The organism is Peribacillus sp. GL_122 (genome assembly GCF_057835005.1).
Genome location: NZ_CM174415.1, coordinates 4,322,604 through 4,343,747, shown reverse-complemented (window position 1 = coordinate 4,343,747; position 21,144 = coordinate 4,322,604). Strand labels below are relative to the sequence as shown.

The window sequence follows — 21,144 nt, the reverse complement described above, 5'->3', positions numbered from 1 at the left end:
GAATAAAAGCATGTGACACTTTTGTCACATGCTTGTGATATTCACGAAATCATTCCTTTTTGGGAAGGTCAAGGTAAAGGTCGTTCCGGTTCCAAGCTCTGATTTCACGTCAATGGAGATGAATAGGGACTCGGCTGCATTCTTTGTTAAATATAAACCCATGCCTGTTGCGGCAGTGTCACGATGATTTGTCGTGGAAGTGAATCCTTTATCAAATATGCGGGATAAATCCTTTGGGTCGATGCCCCGTCCAGAATCTTTCACTTCAAGAACCATTTGTCCAGCTTGTTCATGGCTATATATCAGGATATCTGAGTTTTCACTGTATTTAATGGAGTTGGTCAAGAGCTGCCTCATGATGAAGGCCAGCCATTTGGCATCAGTAAGCACTTCGGTTACATCCAATTGTATGTCGAAGCCGATCCCTTTTTGAATGCACCATGATTGCAGCGTTTTAATCTCATCAAAGATTATTGTTTCCAAATCGGTTTTCTCTATATACAAATCATTTTCGATGAAAGGCATGCGCCCTTGATGGAGCTGCTGATCAAGAAGTAGGTGAATGCGGAGCCACTCATAAGTCAAATGCGATTTCAGCAATTCATCATCCAAGCGGTCAATCATTAAATGCATCGCCGTCAATGGTGTCTTCACTTCATGAATCCAAGCTAATAATTCATCCTTCTCCTGCTCTAAAGTCATTTGACCAATTGATGCCGATTGCTTCAATATTTCGGTTTGGTTAATGATGCTGTTTTCTATGATTTTTTCAAAAGGACTTTCTGGTTCGGCTATATTCGTAATATCCAGGTTGTCTTCCCGCGCTTCTAAACTTTTATAAAAATATGTTTCTTTTTTATAGCGGAATATCAAAAATATAATGAATATGAGCAATGATAAAAAAACAATATACAGTATGGGCTTTAACGGTATCGCCGTATCAAGATAAGCGACAAAGATAATGAATAGATGAAGAAGTATGTAGAATATGATCCAACTGAACCTTTCCACGAGAAATTTTCTGATCATGCATTTGCCTCTTCTACGGCGATATAGCCCTGTCCAACCTTCGTTTCGATAAAATGCCCTAAACCGAGTTCATCCAATCTCTTTCGTAAACGGTTCACATTCACTGTAAGGGTGTTATCGCTTATGAAACGTTTGTCATCCCATAAGCTGTTGATCAATTCTTCACGGCTTACGATCTTGTTTTTCTGTTCAATGAGTTTTTTTAAGATGAAAATTTCATTTTTCGTCAATTCGATTGTGCCAGTCTCGGCCGACACCGTGTTCTTCTCGTAATCCACAGTTGCGCCGCACCAGGTTTTCAACTCGACCTTTTCGGTATTGTAATTATAGACACGGCGTAGGGTGGCCTGTATCTTTGCGATGAGTACATCGAAATGAAAGGGTTTCTGGATAAAATCATCAGCTCCAAGCTGCATGGACATCACCATGTCGGTAGGATGATCACGGGAAGATAAAAAGATGATGGGAACATTGGAATGGGACCGGATCATTCTGCACCAATGAAACCCATCAAACTTCGGTAACTGTATATCAATGATGACCAAATCAGGTTTTATTTCCGTGAATTCCTGAACCACTTTACTAAAATCGCCGATTCCGTAAATATCATAAGACCATTGCGCCAATCTATCTTTAATTTCATTGAATAACGTCGTATCATCTTCTATCAATAGTAGTTTAAACAAAAGGGTTCACCGCACTTTCCAGCTTTTTCTTAAAAGTATATAGTAAAAACTCTATAGGTTCTAGAGGTAGGGAGGAACAGGAACTGTAATAGCCTGCCGGTTGTGTGTAAACCATTATTATATTAGAATTGACAATAACGAATGGAGGAAGTGAATTTATGTCTGATTTTCCTAATTGCCCTGCATGTGATTCAGAATATACATACGAAGACGGAAGCCTTTTTGTTTGCCCGGAATGCGCCCATGAGTGGGCGGTGGAAGCGGAAACGGAAAATGGTGATCAAAAGAAGACTATCAAGGATGCTAATGGAAATGCCTTGAACGATGGTGATACCGTTACGGTAATCAAGGACCTTAAAGTGAAAGGGAGCTCATCCGTCTTAAAAATGGGCACTAAAGTCAAAAGCATCCGTCTAGTTGATGGAGATCATGATATTGATTGCAAGATTGATGGTTTTGGTGCAATGAAATTAAAATCCCAATTTGTTAAAAAGATATAATGATAAAAAACGGCCTAATCCATTGATTAGGCCGTTCTTTATTACGTTAATGATTCCTTCTTAATAAACTTTGTCACCGTTAAAGATTGAGTTCTTAACGACCACATAGTCCACATTCCGGATGGCTTCCAACTTGGTTCCGCCGGAATATGAAATGGAAGACTGAAGATCTTGTTCCATTTCCTTCAACGTATCTTCCAAAGATCCTTTGTGCTCGACATACATCTTTTTACCTTCAACGTTTTTCTTTTCACCTTTTTGGAATTCAGAAGCTGAACCAAAGTATTCTTTAAAGGCCTTTCCATCTTTCTCGATCGTTTGACCTGGAGATTCTTCATGTCCAGCAAATAGTGAACCGATCATGACCATGGAAGCTCCAAATCTAACTGATTTAGCAATATCACCATTCGTGCGAATGCCGCCGTCAGCTATGATTGGCTTGCTTGCCGCTTTTGCACACCAGCGAAGTGCAGCTAGCTGCCAGCCGCCCGTTCCAAATCCAGTCTTGATTTTAGTGATGCAAACTTTCCCTGGCCCGATGCCAACCTTTGTAGCATCCGCACCGGCATGTTCCAATTCCCGTACCGCTTCAGGAGTTCCCACATTTCCTGCTATGACAAAACTTTCAGGTAAATGTTTTTTAATATGCTGTATCATCTTTATCACGGCATTGGAATGGCCGTGTGCAATATCTATAGTAATGTATTCAGGCACAATGTTGTCAGCCGATAATTGTTCAATGAATCCGTATTCTTCTTCTTTAACGCCGACACTGATGGAAGCGATCAATTCTCGTGAATGCATATCTTTAATGAAAGTCAGTCGTTTTTCTGGCTCAAAACGATGCATTACATAAAAGTAACCGTTTTCAGCTAAGTAAATGGCAATCTTTTCATCAATGATCGTTTGCATATTTGCAGGTACTACAGGTAACTTGAATGTATGTTTACCCAAAGTAACGGATGTATCACACTCAGAACGACTATTTACTACACATTTTGCAGGAATTAATTGAATATCTTCATAATCAAACACGTTTTCCATGTTATGCACCTCTATATACGAATATTTTTATATTTATTTATTAAAATTGTTCGCCCAATAGGTAATGTACATCATTTTTGACAGTAAGTCAAAATTTTTAATGGTTTTATTTTGATTTTATTTCAGCTTGATGGAAAATCCGTTAAAAGGCGAACGAACATGATACTATGGAACGTTGATTTCCTCTTCAGGCACTCGCTTTCCGCGGGCGGTCCGCCCTCGGCGCTTTTGCGCCTGTGGGGTCTCCCGTGGACTCGCTTTTCTAAGCAGGAGTCTCGCACACCCGCTCCAATCAACTTTGTTTTATTTATAGATAGAACTGCTTTTGTCCACAAACTAGATAATAATTGTTTGCCAGCAGTTTTAGTGCTTGTAAAATGGGACGTTGTTTCCTCTCCAGGCAATCTGCAGGTGAAATCGCTTTCTTTGAGTTTGTCGACCTAATGGGAATGGTTTCAACCCGCACCTTGGTTAAGACTAGGTTATCCTTCATGTTTTTTACAGTAATCCTTAATGGATTGAAGAAATTTGCGACACTCCTGCCGAATAACTTGCTAGCCGAGACCCCGGAGACGCTTGCGTCGAGGAGGCTTGGCAGACAGTCGGCGGAAAGGGAGCGGATTTCTGAAATCAACTCGAATGTTTTTAAAAAGAAAAACTGCAGGCGGGCTCATCCCGAACCTTGGTTAAGACAAGGTTATCCTTCATGTTTTTTTACAGTAATCCTTAATGGATTGAAGAAATTCCAGCCGAATAACTGGCTAGCCAAGACACCAAAGGCGCTTGCTTTGATGAGTTGGCAGACAGTCGGCGGAAAGGGAACGGATTTCTGAAATCAACTCGAATGTTTTTATTTGTCCACAGCCTTAAATACTTAAGTATTTTCACCAATCTGTATGACTTTTACACCTTTACGTTTTTTTACATCTTCTTAACGGGACCGACATGGCACTAAGTTAAAATGATAATGGGTAACGAATAAGAATGGGGGGATTGGCATGAAGGTTGAATTACATTGTCATACGAACATTTCAGATGGTTCCAGTTCTTTTGAAGAACTATTGGAGACTGCAAAAAGGGAAAGCATTGGCCATATAGCGATTACGAATCACGATACAACGATGAGATTGCAAGAGATGGTGGAACGGGGAAAGGAAATAGGAATTGAAATCATCCCTGGAATAGAAGTTTCTGGTTATGACTTTGCAAGAGGAAGGCGTGTACATATTTTGGGCTATTTTGTTGAGCCTGGTCATAAGGCGCTTGAGGAGCTATGTAATCCACTGATTCATAAGAGGAATGCAGCTTCTGAAAAAATGGTGGAACGGCTGATTCATGCAGGATATCGAATAACTTGGGATCAGGTTTCTAAATTCAGGGGAGGAACCGGTGTTTATAAACAGCATATTATGCTGGCGCTGCGCGAATCGGGGTATACGGATTCTATCTATGGAGATTTGTATAAGAAGATCTTCAGTCGCGGCCAAAATGGAGAAGAGCCAGGCATTGCCTTCATTCCTATAGAGTATGTGGATGCCATCCTTGCTGTGAAGGCGATTCGTGCTGCCGGAGGCGTTCCGGTCCTTGCTCATCCTGGACAATACGGGAGCTTCGATATTATTCCCGATCTTGTAGAAGCAGGGCTTGAAGGGATTGAAGTTCTTCATCCTCATCATGGTCATGAAGAAGAGGAAAGAGCGATTTCATATGCAGATCAATATAATCTCATTAAGACAGGAGGTTCGGATTTTCATGGGGATTATGGGGAGAATCCGATTCGGCTTGGCAGCATGAGCCCTGGAAAGGAATGTGTGGATGCTTTGAAATTAAGGAAAAAAAGCATGTCCATTAATGATGTGGTATTGAAAAATATCTATCTATGAAACCAGGAGTTTTGCTGTGAAAGCGACCTGATCATATGCTGGATGTCGTATTGAAAAGATCCATAAAATAAGTATTCCCTTTCGTTCTGGTAATTGACCAGGACTTTTTTTTTACAAGAAAATCATGGTAGCTTCATATTTTCTCAGTACACTGACACTAACAAGGAAAAATAGGTATTGGACAGATCTAATATTTAAAGGGGGATTTCTGTTGGCGGAAAAAAACTTTTTAGTGGATCATTTAATATCGGAAATTAAGAGTGGGACCTTTCAATTGGATAAAAAGTTACCTTCAGAGCATATACTCGCTGATCAATTTAATGTTCCAAGAATGGTTGTCAGGAAGGCATACGAGCAGCTTCAAGATTTAGGCTTTATCTATTCAAAGCAAGGTAAGGGAAGTTATGTCCAGGAAAGCAAGAAGCAAATTCCGTTAATTCTATCCGGAGATGTCAGTTTCACCGAGAAAATGAAAGAATTCCAGTTTTCCTTTCAAACGAGTACTATTTTTTGCGAAGAAATTTCTTATGATCAGAAGATTTTTCAAAGCCTCGAGGCGGAAAGGGATGACAAGGTCTTTAAAATTGGCAGGCTTAGGTTAATGGACGATTTCCCGATTGCTCTTCATACATCTTTTGTAGCAAAATCAACATTTCCTGAAATTGAAAAGGACGGTCCTGATATTACCTCCATGTTTCAATATTATAGGCAGCATGGCTTTGTGGAATTCGGATCCAGCAGCAGTACACTGAACGTGATTTTTCCTACTCTTTTCGAACGGGATATTTTGCAGTGTTCAAGTTTAATTCCACTTTTGCAAGTGGAATCGTTATGCCGGGATAAGCGGAGCAATCAAGTCCTTGAGCACACGGTCATAATCTATCGAAGCGATTGTTTCACATATGTTATATAAAAACTTCCATTCCAGATATCGCTCGAATTCACAAGTAAATGCTCTGAATTCACGAGTAAAAGTACGAAACTCACGAGTAAATGCTTCGAATTCACGAGTAAAAGTACGAAACTCACGAGTAAAGCTCGAATTCACGAGTAATGGCACGAAATTTTGAATAGTGTAGGTCCGGCTTTAACAAATTTCATACAAGATTTACTCTTTCTTAACGTACGTTCACTTGGCAACAAGATACATTGAAGATGTAGCGGGAAACTAAAACATTGGAGGCCAATGGAATGAGAAGAAGGGAAAGAACCGAGATTTTGATTCAAGGCTCTGAGGACATTGCGAAGGAATTTGCCAAGGAAATAGCAATGAAATATAAAGTTACCGTCATTCAAAAGCCAGAGAGTGCCCTTGTGTTGCTAAAGACAAGGGAAACGGCAAAAAAGAGCTTGTTTTATCTTGGGGAAATGCTGGTGACTGAATGCACGGTCCAAATTCAGGATTCAATTGGGATTGGTATCGTTAAGGGACATCGGGAAGAGCTGGCACATCGTTTAGCTATCATTGATGCTGCTTATCAGGCTGATCTTGGCGAAACGAGATCATGGTCACATGTTTTGGAAAATGAGAAGGAGAATATACAGAAAAATCTTCAAGAGCTGAATCGATCAATCTTAAGAACCAAGGTAAACTTTGAAACAATGGATGTTCAATAAGGGGGGAAAGTAATGAATTTGGATGTAGTTCATGATATACAAACTGTTTATAGAAAGCTTGTAACGGCGACTTCAAGACCTGGAACTTTAGTGGTTTTGGAGAGGGAAGCCAAGACTTTGGATGTTCAAATGGAATGCCTATCTTCTACTATCCTGCTTGCACGAACGGTACTTGACCCTGAAGTGACTTTTAAGGTCATTGCAAAGGAGGGGGAGGCGGTGTCAAGAATGATCAATCAGCTTACTTATTCAAAGCCTGTCGATTTGCCGGAAGCGGATTTTATCTTTATTTTACATGATGCCTCCGAGGAGCAAATGAAGGAAGCGATAAATAAAGCAAAGGTAGGAAATCTGTTTAACCCCCATGAATCGGCAATGATCATTCTAGAAGTGCCGGATGTAACGAAAGGGGACTCAATGATTCTTTCTGGACCGGGAATTCAAGAGGAATCATTCATAAGCCTCCCGAATGTCTCCGCCTGGCTTGGTGTAAGGAACGAAAAAAACATAGAATTCCCTTTAGGAATCGATATGTATTTTGTGGATCAACAAGATCGTTTAATAGCTTTACCGAGAACGACTCAAATTAAAGAAAATGGGGGTGAGATTATATGGGATATGTTGCAGTAAAGGGAGGAACAAAGGCGATTGAGGAATCGATCAAACGCTTAAAGTATGAACGGGTCAAAAAAGGGACGGCTATAGAGCTGCATAAGATAGAAGCTGGGATGAGAGGGCTGATTGATCAGGTTATGTCAGAAAGCAGTTTGTATGATCAATCACTGGCTGCACTTGCCATTAAACAGGCTGAAGGCAATCCGGAAGAAGCTGTTTTCCTCTTAAGGGCCTATCGATCCACTTTGCCGCGAAAACATGTTTCACGTGTGATCAGTTCTGAAAATATGAAAGTGGAACGGCGGATTTCAGCTAGTTTTAAGGATGTACCTGGCGGACAGATTTTAGGTGCCACGACCGATTATACACATCGGTTACTAGATTCGGAGCTGGAAAATGAATCGGATATAAGCATTCAAGATTGGTTACGGGCTTTTCAAAAAGAAAATCATTCAACAGAATATCAGAACCATATGGCTGATTTAAACTCTCTGCCTAAAGTTTTGGACTACTTAAGAAGTGAAGGCTTATTAGCAAGCTGTGAAAACAATGATTTGCAGCCTGGGGATGTTACAAGGAAAAGTCTGGAGTTTCCTTCAATGCGGAGTGAACGCCTGCAAATTTTAACAAGAGGCCAAACCGGTGCAGTGACATCACTTGCTTATGCAGTCATTCGTGGATATGGTGCACTGCACCCGACAGTAGGGGAGCTGCGGGTAGGTCAGCTGCCCGTCCATCTCGATCACCCGCTGCTGGACGAAGGGCAAGGGGAAGATAGCTATTATATTGGGGACTTTACAGCAACGGAGGTAGAGATGCTCATTCCGCTTACGGTAGAGAAAGAACAAGGCAAAAAAGAAATAGAGTTTGAAGTTGGCTATGGCATGTGCATGGGACAAAATGAAACAAAAGCAATCGCAATGGGCATCCTGGATAATTGCCTGGAAAAACCCAACAAGGAGTTTCCAAGTCACAACGAGGAATTCGTCCTTTATCATATAGATTCAGTTGAATCAACGGGTTTCATCTCCCATTTGAAGATGCCTCATTATGTTACGTTCCAATCCAAGCTTGATAGCATCCGGAAGTCAAAAGATAAGACCACAGAGCAGGAGGTTGGATCGCATGAATAAAACCTATAATTTTGCATTCTTTGATGAAGGGTCGAAACGGGAGATTAGAAGGGCAACACTGAAGGCGATTGCCATTCCCGGTTATCAAGTCCCATTCGCTTCAAGGGAAATGCCGATTGGGCGTGGTTGGGGCACGGGCGGCCTGCAGTTGACATTGTCATTGATTGGAAAGGATGACGTCCTTAAGGTGATCGACCAAGGTTCGGATGAATCCGTTAATGCCGTTAACATAAAAAAACTCGTATCTGACACCACTGGGGTAAGGACGACGGATAGCACAAAAGATGCCTCTTTAATCCAGTCTAGACACAGGGTGCCGGAAGTGCCGTTGCAACGAGACCAGATTTTAATTCTTCAAGTTCCATTACCGGAACCTTTAAGGAATTTTGAGCCGAGCGAACATGAAACGAAAAAGCTTCATGCTGAGAGAGAGTATAGCGGTGCATGGCTTATGTTATTTGAACAAATCATGAAGTACGGAATAATGGCGACGGATGCAGACCATCCGGTGATGGTCCACGACAGGTATGTCATGGCACCAAGTCCAATACCAAGATTCGATAATGCCAAGCTGGACGAAAGTGAAGCGCTCATTTTGTTAGGTGCAGGCAGGGAGAAAAAGGTATATGCAGTACCTCCTTATACAAATGTATCATCTTTGGCATTTGATGATTACGAATTTGAAATCGAGTCCTTTACAAATCATGCTTGCATTCTCTGCGGGTCCAATGATGTGTTTTTGGATGAACTTGTTGATGAGGAATCAGGGGAAACGTATTTCCTATGCAATGATACAAGCAATTGCCTTGAAATGGTCAATCAAAAACAATCATTGGGAGTGAATTAAATGTCTGTGCTAGAGGTACCCGTATTATCGGTTAAACAAATGAACAAACAGTACGGTAACGGATGTTCAATTTGTAAACATATGAAATTAGGAAAAGTGGCGAAAAACTATTGTCACGAATGCGGGACGGTATATGCCTGTAGAGATGTGACGTTTGATTTGTATCACGGTGAAGTTCTCGGAATTGTAGGGGAAAGCGGCAGCGGTAAATCCACTTTAATGAAAAGTTTATATTTTGACGAAGAAGTAACAGATGGAGAAATGTATGTGGCGGGCTTTGAGGATGGAAAAAAGAATTTATTCATGGAGTCAGCCCAGAAAAAAAGATTCGTTCGAAACCACCTGATGGGGAAGGTTTATCAAAACCCGATTCTAGGGTTGAAAATGGATTTCTCCTCGATAGGCAATATTGCTGAGAAGTTAATTTCAGCTGGGAACAGACATGTTGGCAGCATGGAAACAAGAGGCGCCGAGCTTCTTGAAGCAGTCAATATTCCCATTCATCGAATGAAAGAAGAACCAAGGAATTTCTCAGGCGGAATGCAGCAACGGGTCCAGATAGCAAAAGCATTGTCCAACAATCCCCCCATACTGCTTTTGGATGAGGTCACCACGGGTTTGGATTTATCAGTTCAAGCAAGTGTATTGGATCTAATTAAAGGTCTCCAAAGAGATTTGAATATCAGCATTGTATTGGTATCCCATGATTTGGGCGTAATCCGAATGCTTGCAGACCGTACGCTCGTCATGCTGGAGGGTAAAGTAATCGAGCAAGGTTTAACAGATCAAATACTCGAAGATCCACAGCATCCTTATACCCAAAAATTAGTACACTCACTGCTGTAAAAGAAACTAAAGGAAAATGGGGGAAGAGACATTGTTGCTGATTAAAAATGGAAAAATAATTACGGAAGACTCGATCCTGATGGACCAAGATCTCTTAATTAAGGATGATAGAATTTGCCGGATTGCACCTGTGGGAGAAATCGAAATGAGTCCTGAGATGGAAGTGCTGGACGCTTTGGGTGGATATGTTTCACCTGGTTTCATTGATCTCCATTCGGATTATATTGAACATATGACTGCGCCGCGCCCGACTTCTTTAATGAATTTTCAATTGAGCTTAAGAGAAACGGAAAAGGAACTGATTACGCACGGGATCACGACCATGTTTCATTCTCTGTCGCTCTATAAATCCACTGAATACGCATATAAGCCAATTCGGGAGCCTGAGAATGTAAGGAAGCTCATCGACTTAATTGATCAAACACATACGATGAAGCACCTGGTCCGTCATCGGTTTCATGCCCGGTATGAAATCGATAATTTGGAGGATATTGATAGTTTAAAAGAATATGTTTCCGAAAAGAAAGTGCATCTGGTCTCATTCATGGACCACACTCCAGGACAAGGGCAGTATCGGCATCTAGAGATATATCGAAACACTTTAAGGGGGTATAACAATTATAGTGATGAAGCCATTGATGTGATGATCCGGACTCATCAAGTGAAAGAAAAGCTGACGATTGAAAGAATGAAGGAAATTGCACTTCTAGCAAGGGAAAATAATATTGCCGTTGCCTCACATGATGATGATTCAATAGAGAAGCTTGAATTGGTTCACAGCTTCGGAACAAGTATAAGTGAATTTCCAATCACACTTGAGATTGCCCGTAAGGCCCATGATATGGGGATGTATACCATAGCCGGTGCACCAAATGTGCTTTTGGGAGGTTCTCATAGCGGGAACTTAAGTGCCTCTGAAGCAATTCAGGATGGAAGCATAGACATATTATGCAGTGATTATTACCCTGCGGCCCTGCTGCATTCAATGTTTGAATTGGTCGAAAACCATGGGATGGATCTTGTCGATATGTTTAAGCTAGTTACGATTAATCCCGCAAAGGCAGTCAAGATGGAGGACGAAATTGGGTCGATTCACGAAGGGAAAAAGGCTGACATACTTATAATTGAAAAAATTTCGGGTGATTTCCCTGTAATAACAACTGTGATTGTAGACGGAAAATTGATTCAAAAAACGAATTACAGGATCTAAATTTTAGAAAGCGGGTGGGAAAGTGGAGAACATATTGGAGATCAATGATTTATCAAAGTCTTTTATTTTACATAATCAACGCAAGAATATCCATGCGGTCAGCAACATTACGATCACAGTGAAAAAAGGCGAATTCATTGGCATTACAGGCAAGAGCGGCAGCGGAAAATCAACGATCCTAAAATCGATTTATGGTACCTATCGGGTTCAAGAAGGAGACATCTGGTATGAATCTTCCCACTATGGTGCGATTAATCTAGCAAAAGCTACAGAAAGGGAAATGATATACCTGCGTAAGCATGAGATAGGCTATGTATCCCAATTTTTAAATGTCATGCCAAGAACTACAGCAAGGCAGCTCGTTACCGGTGCCATCCTTGAAATGGGACAAACCAGGGAAATGGCCAATATCGAAACGGAAAAAATCCTCGACCACTTTGAAATAGGAAAAGAGCTATGGGACAGTTACCCTGCTACTTTTTCAGGAGGGGAGAAGCTAAGGTTAAATATAGCAAGAGCAATGGTGAAAAGGCCGCGGCTCCTCCTGCTGGATGAACCGACTGCAAGTTTGGATCACGATTCTAAAGTGAAGGTGAAAACCCTGCTGGAACAGCTAATGAACGAAGGAACGACAATGCTGGGCATTTTTCATGACTTGGAGTTCATGAATCGGTTAGTAAATAAAGAATATAGCATACAGAATGGATGTTTTACTCAAGCTATTCAAAAAATTTAACGACGAATTCACATAAATTTTACTGAATGTTCAGCCTCCTTAACGGCAGGTTAGTATTGTACCGGTATTGTTTTATGGGAAGTGACTGAAATAAGAAAAGATCTTTTAAATAGGAGGGAAGATTTAACGTGAAAAAATCGATGATGTCCATATTGATGTTAGTTATTTTGCTGGTGTTCACAGGCTGTTCTTCCACTAGTTCAACAGGTGCAAATGAAGATGATACATTAACCGTAGCATGGCTGCCAAATGAATCCGGGGAAGATTTAGGGGAAGCCCGCGATGAAATCGGGAAGATCTTGGAGGACGCCACAGGGAAGAAAGTCGAACATAAGACCACTACGGACTATAACATTGCAATCGAGGCAATTGCTAATGGAAACGCGGATTTAGCATTCCTGGGAGCGCAAGGATATATTGAAGCAAACAACAAAAACGATAGTGTTCAGCCTCTAGTTGTTCCAAGCGGTGAATCAGGTACGTTGGATGATGCAGTCTATAATAGCTGGCTGGCCGTTCAAAATGCAGATGACTATAAAATTAACGGCGAATACAAGATAGACGGTATCCAAGGGAAAAAGTTCTCTTTCGTATCAAATAGCTCAACATCTGGCTTCAAAGTCCCTTCCACAGGAATCGTTGATTATTTTTCGCAGCAAGATAAGTTTAAGGAATTAACGGCCGAGGATTTATTGGAAGGCGGGAAAGATAAATTCTTCAGTGAAGTGCTTTATGGCGGTTCACACCAAGGATCGGCTGTTAATCTTTTGACCGGGAAAGCGGAAGTGGCGGCCTTTTGTGACACATGTGTCAATAATTATGTGGAGCTGGCTGATGGGGAAGAGAATAAAGCAGGTGCCGTGTATAAGGTGAAGAAGGATGCAGCTGAACCCTTCAACACAGTTGTAGATAAGACATTCTCACTCATTTCAGTGACTCCGGTTCTGAATGCACCTTTCGTTGTTAACACCGAATTAGTCAGTGAGGAGACACGTGAAAAAATTCTTGAAACGTTAATGTCCGATGAAATGGCAAATAATGAGAAAGTTTTTGTACCGGAAGATTCTAAGTTATCAGGTCTATTTAAACGGGTGAGCGGAAAAGAAAGATTGGTAGAAGTTGAGGATGACTGGTTCAATCCAATCCGGGAATTATCTAAATAAAGGCAGTAAAATGTAGGAGGAGCATACATGAAAACATTATTGGAAGTGAAAAATGTCTCAAAACATTTTGGAAATGGTACAAAGGCGTTATCCAATATTGACTTCACTGTGAAAGAAGGAGAGTTCGTTTCTATCATAGGGCCATCTGGAGCAGGGAAATCAACTCTCCTTCGATGCATCAATAGGATGATCGATGCTTCTAGCGGAGAAATCATTTTTGATAATGATCATGTATACAAGGTGAATAAAAGGGAGTTAAAGAAAGTACGCAGGAAAATAGGGATGGTTTTTCAGCATTACAATCTTGTAAATAGACTAAGTGTGATCGAAAATACCCTGCATGGACGATTAGGCTATAAATCTACATTGGCTGGAATCCTTGGCCTTTATAGTGAAGAGGAGAAACTTCAGGCTGCTAAAGTTCTCCAAATTCTCGGTCTGGAAGATCAAATCTATAAAAGGTCCGATCAGTTGAGCGGAGGTCAGAAACAACGGGTTGGCATTGCGCGGGCGCTTATCCAAAATCCTAAATTGCTATTATGCGATGAACCGATTGCCTCTCTTGACCCGAATTCTTCCAAAGTGATCATGGATCATTTAAGGAATATCTGCACTTCCATGGGGATCACAGTCGTAGTCAACCTGCATCAAGTCGATGTTGCCCTGAAGTATTCGGATCGAATCATCGGTGTGAATGGCGGGAAGGTTGTTTTCAATGGCACAACTCAAAATATTACCTCAAATGATATCCATCAGATTTATGGATCAGATGAAGGAAAGTTGATTTTTGATTTGGGAGGTTCCCATGTCGGCTGATGTTTTTGCAAAAAAGAGAAGAAATTCACTTGTATTGTTTTTGCTTATTGGGGCTGCGACGGCTGTTTCCATTATCATTACAGAATTCAGCATCGCAAAAGGGGTTACTTCGGTTCCTAAGGCCATACAATGGTCGTTATCGAACTTTTATCCAACAAAGGATTCCCTAACCAAACTCCCGGACATTTTGATAAAGCTGAAAGAAACGCTTTTAATATCCGTTGCTGCAACCACATTCGCGGGAATATTGGCCTTTGTATTTGCGATATTGGGTTCCAATACGACAAGGGTGAATGCTTTTTTCGGAGGGTTTAGCCGCGGGGTAGCAGTTTTATTTAGAAATATTGATGTCTCAATATGGGCGTTAGTTCTGTTATTCTCATTTGGACAAAGTTCCTTGACCGGTTATTTTGCCTTGTTTTTCGGATCTTTCGGTTTTTTAACAAGAGCTTTCATTGAAACGATCGATGAAGTGAGCTGCAGTTCCGTAGAAGCTTTGCAGACAACCGGCGCAAGTTATCTAACCGTCATTTCGCAGTCTGTTATCCCTTCAACAATTCCGCAAATGATCAGCTGGGTACTTTTTATGATTGAAACGAATATCAGGAATGCAACATTGGTCGGACTGCTTACAGGATCGGGTATTGGTTTTACGTTTAATCTTTATTATAAAAACTTGAGTTATGACATTGCCAGTCTTGTCGTCATTACGATCATCATTTCGATATTATGTATTGAATTGATCTCAAATTATGTGAGGAGGGTGATTTTATAATGCAGGCAGAGGGTCCAATCAAATCATTTCCTTCTCCTACTGGACAGGATTTAGATAAAATGCTACTTGAACGACTAGCCAAAAAGCCCTTCTCGAAATCTTCGATCGCCATTAGGTTGAGTGTGCTGGTACTAGCAGTTTTGACCATATACGCTTTTGCCAGTTTTGATTATAAGGATGTTAAACTGTGGGACGCGCTATTATTGACCGTCGATAATTTGAAGACCATGTTTTTTGAGCCGCATTTGAAGCACTTTACCTTCACTCAAGCGCTTTATCAGGTGTCGATTACATTGGGTTTAGCTTTCTTAACGACAATATTTGGTGCAATCATTGCCCTGATGTTGGGACTATTAGCGGCTGGAAATATCTCGTCCAAGCCATTATCGATTGTCATAAAGGGATCGGTTGCCCTGATTAGAGCCGTACCTACCGTATTATGGGTCCTCATTTTTGCAGTCGCAGCAGGGTTGGGCAGTGTAGCGGCAGTTATAGGGATGACGTTTCACTCCATAAGTTACCTTGTAAAGGCCTACTCGGAATCCTTCGAGGAAATTGATAAAGGTGCCATAGAAGCCCTGCAAGCAAGCGGAGCGAATTGGTGGCAAATCGTGTTCCAAGTCATCATTCCATCTTCGATCACTTATATCATTTCATGGACTTTCATGCGCTTTGAAATCAATTTTGCAGTGGCGGTCGCAATGGGCGCAGCGGCAGGCGCAGGAGGAATCGGCTTCGATATGTTCATGGCAAGTGGATTTTACTTTGACTTGAGTGAAATTGGAGCAATCACTTATTTTATCCTGATAATTGCAATCTGTCTTGAAATCTTCGCAACACAAATCAAAAGGAAACTTAAAGTATCATCTTGATGCTAGAATAGGGAAATATGGGTTTTGCCCATCTATCAATTTGGTGCAGCCCCCGACAGTCCGTTCGTTTCATAGAATGCATGAAAGAAGACCACAAAATGAAGTGGTCTCTTTGTTTGGAAATCGATTTAAATGTAGTCATTGTCATGAAAGGCTTATATAAGGGCGGACTTTATTTCTTGTATCTGTTTGATATGCCTTTGTTCATGTAAGGATAATAATTCAATCCATTGATCCAATGAGAGATCCCCGAACAGGGGATGCTTGGCTTTCTTTCTATTTAACAAGATATCTGAATCCATATCATAAAGAACCTGTAATAATCGATCCCTTGATTCTCCCAGCAAATCCATAAGGCCCGATAATTGAAATGGGGTTGAAGAGGGTGAAAAGATGTCAGGGGATACGAATTTCTTTTTTCTATTAGTAACCAGGTAAATGTTTTTTTGAATGATATTATTAAAATCCCTTTCCCGAATGCCATTTGCTATAGCTTCTGTAAAAACCTGTTCCGTAAGATATAAATGATGGCAAATTTGGGCGATGCCCCATACTTCAGGTACTGGCTTATGGTGGAGCATTGTTTCATCCAACTCCGTAATTTCCTCTATTAACTGGTTTCTTGATTCGAATAGCAAATCATACTCGATATAATTCATGAGAACTCCCCTTTTGTGACACCTCCATTTGAAAGCATCACGGAATTTTTGTTATAGGAAAAAAGGGATATCGACTGCATGACAAATGCAATAAAACTAAGATGAAACGATGTGGTACTTATAAAAAAACGCATTGATCTCAAAAGAATTATGATTTTTATTCATTGATGGAATATGAATGTCTAATGGGGTGTGACACTATGCATATAAGGAAGGTTCTATTTGGGAAAGATCGTCAAAGATATCTCGCATTGTATAAAAAAAGCATGTTTCATGTGTAAGACCTTGCTTCAAAGATTGGCTTTTATGTTGTCTTGAGGAAGATATGCAGAGCTGAAGTCAGGTCAGTACTTCCAGGGACTACATTTTTTGGAGCTTTGATACCCTATCATGCCTATGCAAAAAAGTTAAGTTTATGCCTACGCGCTTCAATACAAGAATGCGACGTCCAGGGCTTCCTCTGATGAACCGGATAATGTATACTGGCATTCACTAAAAGGACATTGGAATTGATTATATCTGAATTATAGCACAGTTAATATTTTCCTAGAAATGATTATATGCAAAAAGATGGAAGGTTTACACATCGTCTTTTTGCTTTTTATATTGGATAGACTATCAAGAGAAAAGTTGCTAACGCAATGGGGAGCTTATAAACTGAAGATAGACAAAATGAACGAGGATGGTGAATCCCAATGGCTAAAACAATAGTCGAAAAACTGAATTTACATAAATATGAACGGGTTGCAGTCTTGAATCTGCCAGCCGGGGCGGATTATTTAGCGGAGCTGCCGGATTACGATACAAAGCTTAATGAAAGTGCCTATGATCTTATATTTGCTTTTGTATTGGATATGGATTCTTTAAAAGGAATCGTGGATAAGGTGATCGAGAAAAATCATTTGAGTAAAAACGGCTATATCTATGTGGCATATCCCAAGAAGGGGAATAAAGAATATGCTACATATATTCATCGTGATGATCTGATGCAAGGCCTTGGTGCGGATGATGACGGTTATGTTGGCTCGAGTGACCTGAAGTTTGCACGTATGGTTGGGTTGGATGATGTCTTTACGGTAGTTGGACTAAAAGAAGATTCGAAAAATAGAAACCGTCCATCTACAAAAGCAAGCCAATCAGTAGATGATTATATCGAAATGATTTCTGAAATTGAGAAAGATTTGCAGGATTATCCTGATTTGCTTGCGTTCTATCAATCACTTACCCCAGGGTATCGCAAGGATTGGGCTCGTTACGTGTATAGTGCAAAACAAGAGGCGACCCAAGTGAAACGGCGCCAGGAAATGAAAACGATTTTAGGAGAAGGTTACAAGAGCAGGGATCTATATCGAAGAAATAAATGAGGGTGGGGAATGTCTTCCATTCTCTTTTTTCATGTTCTGTTCATCCTATCAAAAGCATATACTAGACCGAATCAAAACTTAAATCGTAATAATTATGATTTGTGAGGTGGTAGAATATGCTTTTGAAACGATACACGGCAAATTTGCTGTTAGTGATGCTGCTGTTTTCGATGCTGGCATTCTTTTTCCTAGGCGATGTATTCATTCCCAAAGCGATTGATCTCTCGGGCTACCCGATGCTTCACTCTGTGTTCGTCGTGTTTTTGGGATTGTTTTTAGAATCGATTCCTTTTCTGTTCCTGGGGGCCATTGCCTCATCGTTCATCCAGTTGTTCATCAGTGAAGAAATCATTCAGCGGATGATACCAAAAAGACCCCTGACGGCCATTTTTGCTGCGATAGGGGCGGCGCTGATCATTCCGGTTTGCGAATGTGCAATCATCCCGGTCGTCCGGAAATTGATTCAAAAGGGTGTCCCGGTCCATGCAGGTGTTGTCTTGCTCGTAACTGCCCCAATATTGAATGTCATCGTGTTCGGCTCAACTTATTATGCGTTCCAAAATAATCCGGCCATTCTATATGGAAGAATCATTCTTTGTGTCCTGACTGCCATCATCGCAGGTTTATTCATTCATATATTCAGCACGAAAGATGTGGTGAAAGAGGATAAAGTGGAACTGGTTCACGGGGATGAACATGATATTCAGTCCAGTAATAAATGGACAAGCTTCATGGAACATACTTCACAGGAATTTTTTATGGTCGGCAGATACTTTATCATCGGGGCCTTGTTTGCCAGTGTATTTCAAGTGTTTATGGATCGGTCCGTAATGGCGGATATTGGTCAGGCACCAATAAAAGGCACGGCATTGATGATGGGAATTGCATTTGTGCTTTCACTCTGTTCATCAGCTGATGCATTCGTTGCCGCCTCCTTTTCCCATAGTTTTCTGCCAGGATCTTTACTCGGTTTCCTTGTATTCGGTCCCATGCTGGATTTGAAAAATGTCCTTATCATGATGTCCTGTTTTAAACGGAGCTTTGTCGTCACGTATGTCCTGCTTGTTTTCGCAGTCGTATTCAGTCTCTGCCTGATTGCAGGCGGATTGATCAGTAAGGGGGGCTTCTGATGAAACGTTTATTTATTCAAAGACTTGAAGGATTGCTGCTGCTTGGACTGGGCCTCATGATCTTTAAATTGTATGTTTCAGGATATTTAACGAAATTGATTGCACCCAAAATGATTCCATATGCATTGGCGGCGCTTTTTGCCTTTTTAGTGATCAGCCTTCTCAGAATGAAAAAACAAAAGCAAGGTGGACATCATTGTGATTGCGGATCGAATGGAGAGTCTTCCTCGTCGGCACTGGTCCTGAAATATAGTTTGTTCTTCATTCCGATTCTTCTGGGTTTCATCTTGACCGATTTTACATTAAGCGGCGAAGTGCTGGCGAAAAGGGGGCTGGCGAAGCAGCAGACACAGATGGTAAGTTCGTATGATCCAGGGAAACATGCGCATGGGGAGAAAATCTCCGTAACCGATGATAATTATTTTGAAGTACTGGATGATTTACTGAACAACCTCGATACGATCGAGGGGAAGGAAATAGAGATTTCGGGGTTCATATACCGTGAGGATGAATTTACGAAAAAACAAATGGCCATCTCCCGCCTCTCCATGTCCTGCTGTGTGGTCGATGCGACGTTATACGGATATATGGTCAACGGGAACGTGGAAGGAATGAAGACGAATGATTGGTATACGATTACAGGGACATTAAAAAAAGGAAGCTATAAAGGGGAACCCGTACCGGTGATCGATTTAAAAGAGTCGAAGAAAATAAAGGCACCCGAAGAAGCTTATTTATATGAAAATGTACAAATCATTCAGTAGAATTGGAAAACCCGGAAAAAGGATGCTTTTGCCGAGCAGGAAAATCGTGCGCTGCGGTCGAAAAAAACGGAAACGGCGCCATTTGTTCGGAAGCACGTAACATAGTATAATGGCCTTACCATGGATAGGGTGTAAGGGGGAATAATCATGTCTTCAGGTAATCGAAACAATCAAATCGGACCGCCGCGTTTCGCTATTGCCATTCACTCTCTGGTTTGGCTCGCACAAAGCGAAAAGCTCCTGACAAGTTCGGCAATCGCCTTAAAGGTGAAGTCACACGCCACTTTTTTAAGAAGGGTGATGGCCCAGCTTGCAGCTGCGGGGATCGTCGAAACGAAGGAAGGACGGGAAGGCGGATATAGCTTGAAGGTGCCTGCGTCTCAGCTTACTTTGGCGGATGTGTATCAAGCGGTAAGGCCGGAATGCCTTGTTTGTTTGGAAACGAGCGAATGCGGTGAAGTCGGGAAGCAGCTGGATATGGCATTGGAGGAGATCATGAACGAAGCCGAAAAGGAAACATTGCGCCTGCTAAAGGGCTATACATTGGAAGAATTCATGAAAAAAGTCGACTTCACCAATTTTGAAAATGAGTGTCTGGGGTAATATCCTTGCAAGAGGATACCCAGGATTATATAATGTGCTTAATGCGATTGCATTTAAAATGAGGAGGTTTTTTACATGAAGGTGGAAATTTGGTCGGATTATCAATGTCCGTTCTGTTATATAGGAAAGCGTCGATTCGAAGAGGCGTTAAAGCAGTTTGAAAATAAAGATCAGGTAGAGGTCTCATTTCGCAGTTTTGAGTTGAATCCAGAGGCTGAGCGGGATATCAATATGACTCAAAATGAAATGCTGGCCAAGAAATACGGCATGTCTCAAGCGCAGGTGGAAGCAAGCAGCCAAAACCTGACTCAACAGGCTAAAGAATTGGGACTCGATTATCATTTGGACAAAGTGGTCTTAACGAATTCATTCGATGCTCACCGCTTGATGCACTTTGCTGAATCAAAAGGTAAAGAGAAAGAAATGAATGAACGCCTATTTAAAGCTTACTTTACGGAAGGCAAACATATTGGCGATCACGCTACATTGGCTAGTTTGGCTGAAGAGGTTGGCCTTGAAAAGTCCGAGACGGAGGCCATGCTGGCAGGAACGGCATTCACTGCAGAGGTTAGGGGAAATGAGCAAGAAGGAAGCCTGCTTGGTATTACTGGTGTGCCATTCTTCGTCATTAACCGCAAGTATGGAATCTCCGGCGCCCAGCCAACAGAAGCATTCTTGGATACGCTTAAAAAAGTATGGGCTGAGGAAAATCCGCTTACAATCGTGAATGATCCAGCAACAGGCGACACCTGTACGGACGGTTCCTGTAGCGTTCCGGAAAAATAATGCAGATATGAAGAAGGAGACCCGAAACTGGGTCTCCTTTTTTACTTATAAAGGAAATGTTATGTA

General features: G+C 41.3%; 24 protein-coding genes. 20 read left to right on the top strand and 4 right to left on the bottom strand.

The features are described from left to right. Nucleotides 1-24: 24 nt before the first annotated feature. Entirely contained in the window at nucleotides 25-1,029 is a 1,005-nt protein-coding gene (locus AC3ISB_RS20995; protein ID WP_098372050.1) for a sensor histidine kinase, read from the bottom strand. Beyond that, on the bottom strand, nucleotides 1,026-1,715 hold the full coding sequence (locus tag AC3ISB_RS20990) for a response regulator transcription factor (protein WP_098372051.1): 690 nt from the start codon (nucleotides 1,713-1,715) through the stop codon (nucleotides 1,026-1,028). The genes AC3ISB_RS20995 and AC3ISB_RS20990 overlap by 4 nt, the downstream gene beginning before the upstream one ends. A gap of 158 nt (nucleotides 1,716-1,873) precedes the next feature. Here AC3ISB_RS20990 and AC3ISB_RS20985 point away from each other — a divergent pair, with 158 nt between their 5' ends. Then, nucleotides 1,874-2,215, top strand: coding sequence for a zinc ribbon domain-containing protein YjdM (locus tag AC3ISB_RS20985; protein ID WP_076364546.1), 342 nt, complete (start codon nucleotides 1,874-1,876; stop codon nucleotides 2,213-2,215). 60 nt (nucleotides 2,216-2,275) lie between these two features. Here the strand turns inward: AC3ISB_RS20985 and guaC are convergent, their stop codons facing one another. Beyond that, nucleotides 2,276-3,259, bottom strand: coding sequence for a GMP reductase (gene guaC / locus AC3ISB_RS20980; protein ID WP_141993969.1), 984 nt, complete (start codon nucleotides 3,257-3,259; stop codon nucleotides 2,276-2,278). A 377-nt stretch (nucleotides 3,260-3,636) separates the two neighbouring features. Here guaC and AC3ISB_RS20975 point away from each other — a divergent pair, with 377 nt between their 5' ends. The 14 genes from AC3ISB_RS20975 (at nucleotide 3,637) to AC3ISB_RS20910 (ending at nucleotide 15,772) form a co-directional block, all read left to right on the top strand. Further along, nucleotides 3,637-4,092, top strand: a complete 456-nt coding sequence (locus AC3ISB_RS20975) for a hypothetical protein (RefSeq protein ID WP_489274109.1) — start codon at nucleotides 3,637-3,639, stop codon at nucleotides 4,090-4,092. 165 nt (nucleotides 4,093-4,257) lie between these two features. After that, complete coding sequence (locus AC3ISB_RS20970) at nucleotides 4,258-5,142, top strand: PHP domain-containing protein (protein WP_489274108.1); 885 nt, start codon at nucleotides 4,258-4,260, stop codon at nucleotides 5,140-5,142. A gap of 211 nt (nucleotides 5,143-5,353) precedes the next feature. Beyond that, complete coding sequence (locus AC3ISB_RS20965) at nucleotides 5,354-6,055, top strand: GntR family transcriptional regulator (protein ID WP_141993966.1); 702 nt, start codon at nucleotides 5,354-5,356, stop codon at nucleotides 6,053-6,055. 278 nt (nucleotides 6,056-6,333) lie between these two features. After that, complete coding sequence (gene phnG, locus AC3ISB_RS20960) at nucleotides 6,334-6,759, top strand: phosphonate C-P lyase system protein PhnG (RefSeq protein ID WP_141993965.1); 426 nt, start codon at nucleotides 6,334-6,336, stop codon at nucleotides 6,757-6,759. Between the two features lie 12 nt (nucleotides 6,760-6,771). After that, nucleotides 6,772-7,389 (top strand): phosphonate C-P lyase system protein PhnH, encoded by a 618-nt coding sequence (phnH, locus tag AC3ISB_RS20955; protein ID WP_141993964.1) that lies wholly within the window; start codon nucleotides 6,772-6,774, stop codon nucleotides 7,387-7,389. After that, a complete protein-coding gene (locus AC3ISB_RS20950; RefSeq protein ID WP_489274105.1) occupies nucleotides 7,371-8,507 on the top strand; it encodes a carbon-phosphorus lyase complex subunit PhnI in 1,137 nt (378 codons plus the stop codon). Before phnH ends, AC3ISB_RS20950 begins: the two co-directional genes overlap by 19 nt. After that, the gene (locus tag AC3ISB_RS20945) at nucleotides 8,500-9,354 is read left to right on the top strand and encodes an alpha-D-ribose 1-methylphosphonate 5-phosphate C-P-lyase PhnJ (RefSeq protein WP_141993962.1); all 855 of its coding nucleotides are present in this window, start codon (nucleotides 8,500-8,502) and stop codon (nucleotides 9,352-9,354) included. The genes AC3ISB_RS20950 and AC3ISB_RS20945 overlap by 8 nt, the downstream gene beginning before the upstream one ends. After that, nucleotides 9,355-10,200, top strand: a complete 846-nt coding sequence (locus AC3ISB_RS20940) for an ATP-binding cassette domain-containing protein (protein WP_141993961.1) — start codon at nucleotides 9,355-9,357, stop codon at nucleotides 10,198-10,200. A gap of 31 nt (nucleotides 10,201-10,231) precedes the next feature. After that, nucleotides 10,232-11,410 (top strand): phosphonate metabolism protein PhnM, encoded by a 1,179-nt coding sequence (gene phnM, locus AC3ISB_RS20935; protein WP_489274103.1) that lies wholly within the window; start codon nucleotides 10,232-10,234, stop codon nucleotides 11,408-11,410. Between the two features lie 22 nt (nucleotides 11,411-11,432). Next, nucleotides 11,433-12,146, top strand: coding sequence for a phosphonate C-P lyase system protein PhnL (locus AC3ISB_RS20930; protein WP_141993959.1), 714 nt, complete (start codon nucleotides 11,433-11,435; stop codon nucleotides 12,144-12,146). Nucleotides 12,147-12,274: 128 nt separating this feature from the next. After that, on the top strand, nucleotides 12,275-13,309 hold the full coding sequence (gene phnD / locus AC3ISB_RS20925; protein ID WP_098369894.1) for a phosphate/phosphite/phosphonate ABC transporter substrate-binding protein: 1,035 nt from the start codon (nucleotides 12,275-12,277) through the stop codon (nucleotides 13,307-13,309). 27 nt (nucleotides 13,310-13,336) lie between these two features. After that, nucleotides 13,337-14,125 (top strand): phosphonate ABC transporter ATP-binding protein, encoded by a 789-nt coding sequence (gene phnC, locus AC3ISB_RS20920; RefSeq protein WP_098369895.1) that lies wholly within the window; start codon nucleotides 13,337-13,339, stop codon nucleotides 14,123-14,125. Further along, nucleotides 14,115-14,900 (top strand): PhnE/PtxC family ABC transporter permease, encoded by a 786-nt coding sequence (locus AC3ISB_RS20915; RefSeq protein WP_098369896.1) that lies wholly within the window; start codon nucleotides 14,115-14,117, stop codon nucleotides 14,898-14,900. The genes phnC and AC3ISB_RS20915 overlap by 11 nt, the downstream gene beginning before the upstream one ends. A gap of 59 nt (nucleotides 14,901-14,959) precedes the next feature. Next, a complete protein-coding gene (locus AC3ISB_RS20910) occupies nucleotides 14,960-15,772 on the top strand; it encodes a PhnE/PtxC family ABC transporter permease (RefSeq protein WP_144526807.1) in 813 nt (270 codons plus the stop codon). Between the two features lie 155 nt (nucleotides 15,773-15,927). Here the strand turns inward: AC3ISB_RS20910 and AC3ISB_RS20905 are convergent, their stop codons facing one another. After that, a complete protein-coding gene (locus tag AC3ISB_RS20905) occupies nucleotides 15,928-16,431 on the bottom strand; it encodes a DinB family protein (protein ID WP_480340191.1) in 504 nt (167 codons plus the stop codon). Between the two features lie 695 nt (nucleotides 16,432-17,126). On the opposite strand from AC3ISB_RS20905, the gene AC3ISB_RS20900 reads away from it, so the two are divergent. The 5 genes from AC3ISB_RS20900 (at nucleotide 17,127) to AC3ISB_RS20880 (ending at nucleotide 21,078) form a co-directional block, all read left to right on the top strand. Further along, nucleotides 17,127-17,795: a YdeI/OmpD-associated family protein gene (locus AC3ISB_RS20900; RefSeq protein WP_489274100.1), complete on the top strand. Its 669-nt coding sequence runs from the start codon at nucleotides 17,127-17,129 to the stop codon at nucleotides 17,793-17,795. A 116-nt stretch (nucleotides 17,796-17,911) separates the two neighbouring features. Continuing rightward, nucleotides 17,912-18,925, top strand: a complete 1,014-nt coding sequence (locus tag AC3ISB_RS20895; protein WP_098369899.1) for a permease — start codon at nucleotides 17,912-17,914, stop codon at nucleotides 18,923-18,925. Beyond that, the gene (locus AC3ISB_RS20890; protein WP_141993953.1) at nucleotides 18,925-19,689 is read left to right on the top strand and encodes a TIGR03943 family putative permease subunit; all 765 of its coding nucleotides are present in this window, start codon (nucleotides 18,925-18,927) and stop codon (nucleotides 19,687-19,689) included. The genes AC3ISB_RS20895 and AC3ISB_RS20890 overlap by 1 nt, the downstream gene beginning before the upstream one ends. Nucleotides 19,690-19,836: 147 nt before the next feature. Further along, nucleotides 19,837-20,292, top strand: a complete 456-nt coding sequence (locus AC3ISB_RS20885; protein WP_489274098.1) for an RrF2 family transcriptional regulator — start codon at nucleotides 19,837-19,839, stop codon at nucleotides 20,290-20,292. Between the two features lie 75 nt (nucleotides 20,293-20,367). Further along, nucleotides 20,368-21,078 (top strand): DsbA family oxidoreductase, encoded by a 711-nt coding sequence (locus AC3ISB_RS20880; RefSeq protein WP_144526518.1) that lies wholly within the window; start codon nucleotides 20,368-20,370, stop codon nucleotides 21,076-21,078. Nucleotides 21,079-21,144 lie beyond the last annotated feature (66 nt).

Coding starts and splice junctions, on each gene's coding strand:
- AC3ISB_RS20915 (WP_098369896.1), top strand. CDS start 14,115: ATGTCGGCTGATGTTTTTGCAAAAAAGAGAAGAAATTCACTTGTATTG.
- AC3ISB_RS20880 (WP_144526518.1), top strand. CDS start 20,368: ATGAAGGTGGAAATTTGGTCGGATTATCAATGTCCGTTCTGTTATATA.
- AC3ISB_RS20970 (WP_489274108.1), top strand. CDS start 4,258: ATGAAGGTTGAATTACATTGTCATACGAACATTTCAGATGGTTCCAGT.
- AC3ISB_RS20890 (WP_141993953.1), top strand. CDS start 18,925: ATGAAACGTTTATTTATTCAAAGACTTGAAGGATTGCTGCTGCTTGGA.
- phnC (WP_098369895.1), top strand. CDS start 13,337: ATGAAAACATTATTGGAAGTGAAAAATGTCTCAAAACATTTTGGAAAT.
- guaC (WP_141993969.1), bottom strand. CDS start 3,259: ATGGAAAACGTGTTTGATTATGAAGATATTCAATTAATTCCTGCAAAA.
- AC3ISB_RS20940 (WP_141993961.1), top strand. CDS start 9,355: ATGTCTGTGCTAGAGGTACCCGTATTATCGGTTAAACAAATGAACAAA.
- phnH (WP_141993964.1), top strand. CDS start 6,772: ATGAATTTGGATGTAGTTCATGATATACAAACTGTTTATAGAAAGCTT.
- AC3ISB_RS20945 (WP_141993962.1), top strand. CDS start 8,500: ATGAATAAAACCTATAATTTTGCATTCTTTGATGAAGGGTCGAAACGG.
- AC3ISB_RS20995 (WP_098372050.1), bottom strand. CDS start 1,029: ATGATCAGAAAATTTCTCGTGGAAAGGTTCAGTTGGATCATATTCTAC.
- AC3ISB_RS20900 (WP_489274100.1), top strand. CDS start 17,127: ATGGCTAAAACAATAGTCGAAAAACTGAATTTACATAAATATGAACGG.
- AC3ISB_RS20975 (WP_489274109.1), top strand. CDS start 3,637: ATGGGACGTTGTTTCCTCTCCAGGCAATCTGCAGGTGAAATCGCTTTC.
- AC3ISB_RS20885 (WP_489274098.1), top strand. CDS start 19,837: ATGTCTTCAGGTAATCGAAACAATCAAATCGGACCGCCGCGTTTCGCT.
- AC3ISB_RS20905 (WP_480340191.1), bottom strand. CDS start 16,431: ATGAATTATATCGAGTATGATTTGCTATTCGAATCAAGAAACCAGTTA.
- AC3ISB_RS20895 (WP_098369899.1), top strand. CDS start 17,912: ATGCTTTTGAAACGATACACGGCAAATTTGCTGTTAGTGATGCTGCTG.
- AC3ISB_RS20950 (WP_489274105.1), top strand. CDS start 7,371: ATGGGATATGTTGCAGTAAAGGGAGGAACAAAGGCGATTGAGGAATCG.
- AC3ISB_RS20910 (WP_144526807.1), top strand. CDS start 14,960: ATGCTACTTGAACGACTAGCCAAAAAGCCCTTCTCGAAATCTTCGATC.
- phnG (WP_141993965.1), top strand. CDS start 6,334: ATGAGAAGAAGGGAAAGAACCGAGATTTTGATTCAAGGCTCTGAGGAC.
- AC3ISB_RS20985 (WP_076364546.1), top strand. CDS start 1,874: ATGTCTGATTTTCCTAATTGCCCTGCATGTGATTCAGAATATACATAC.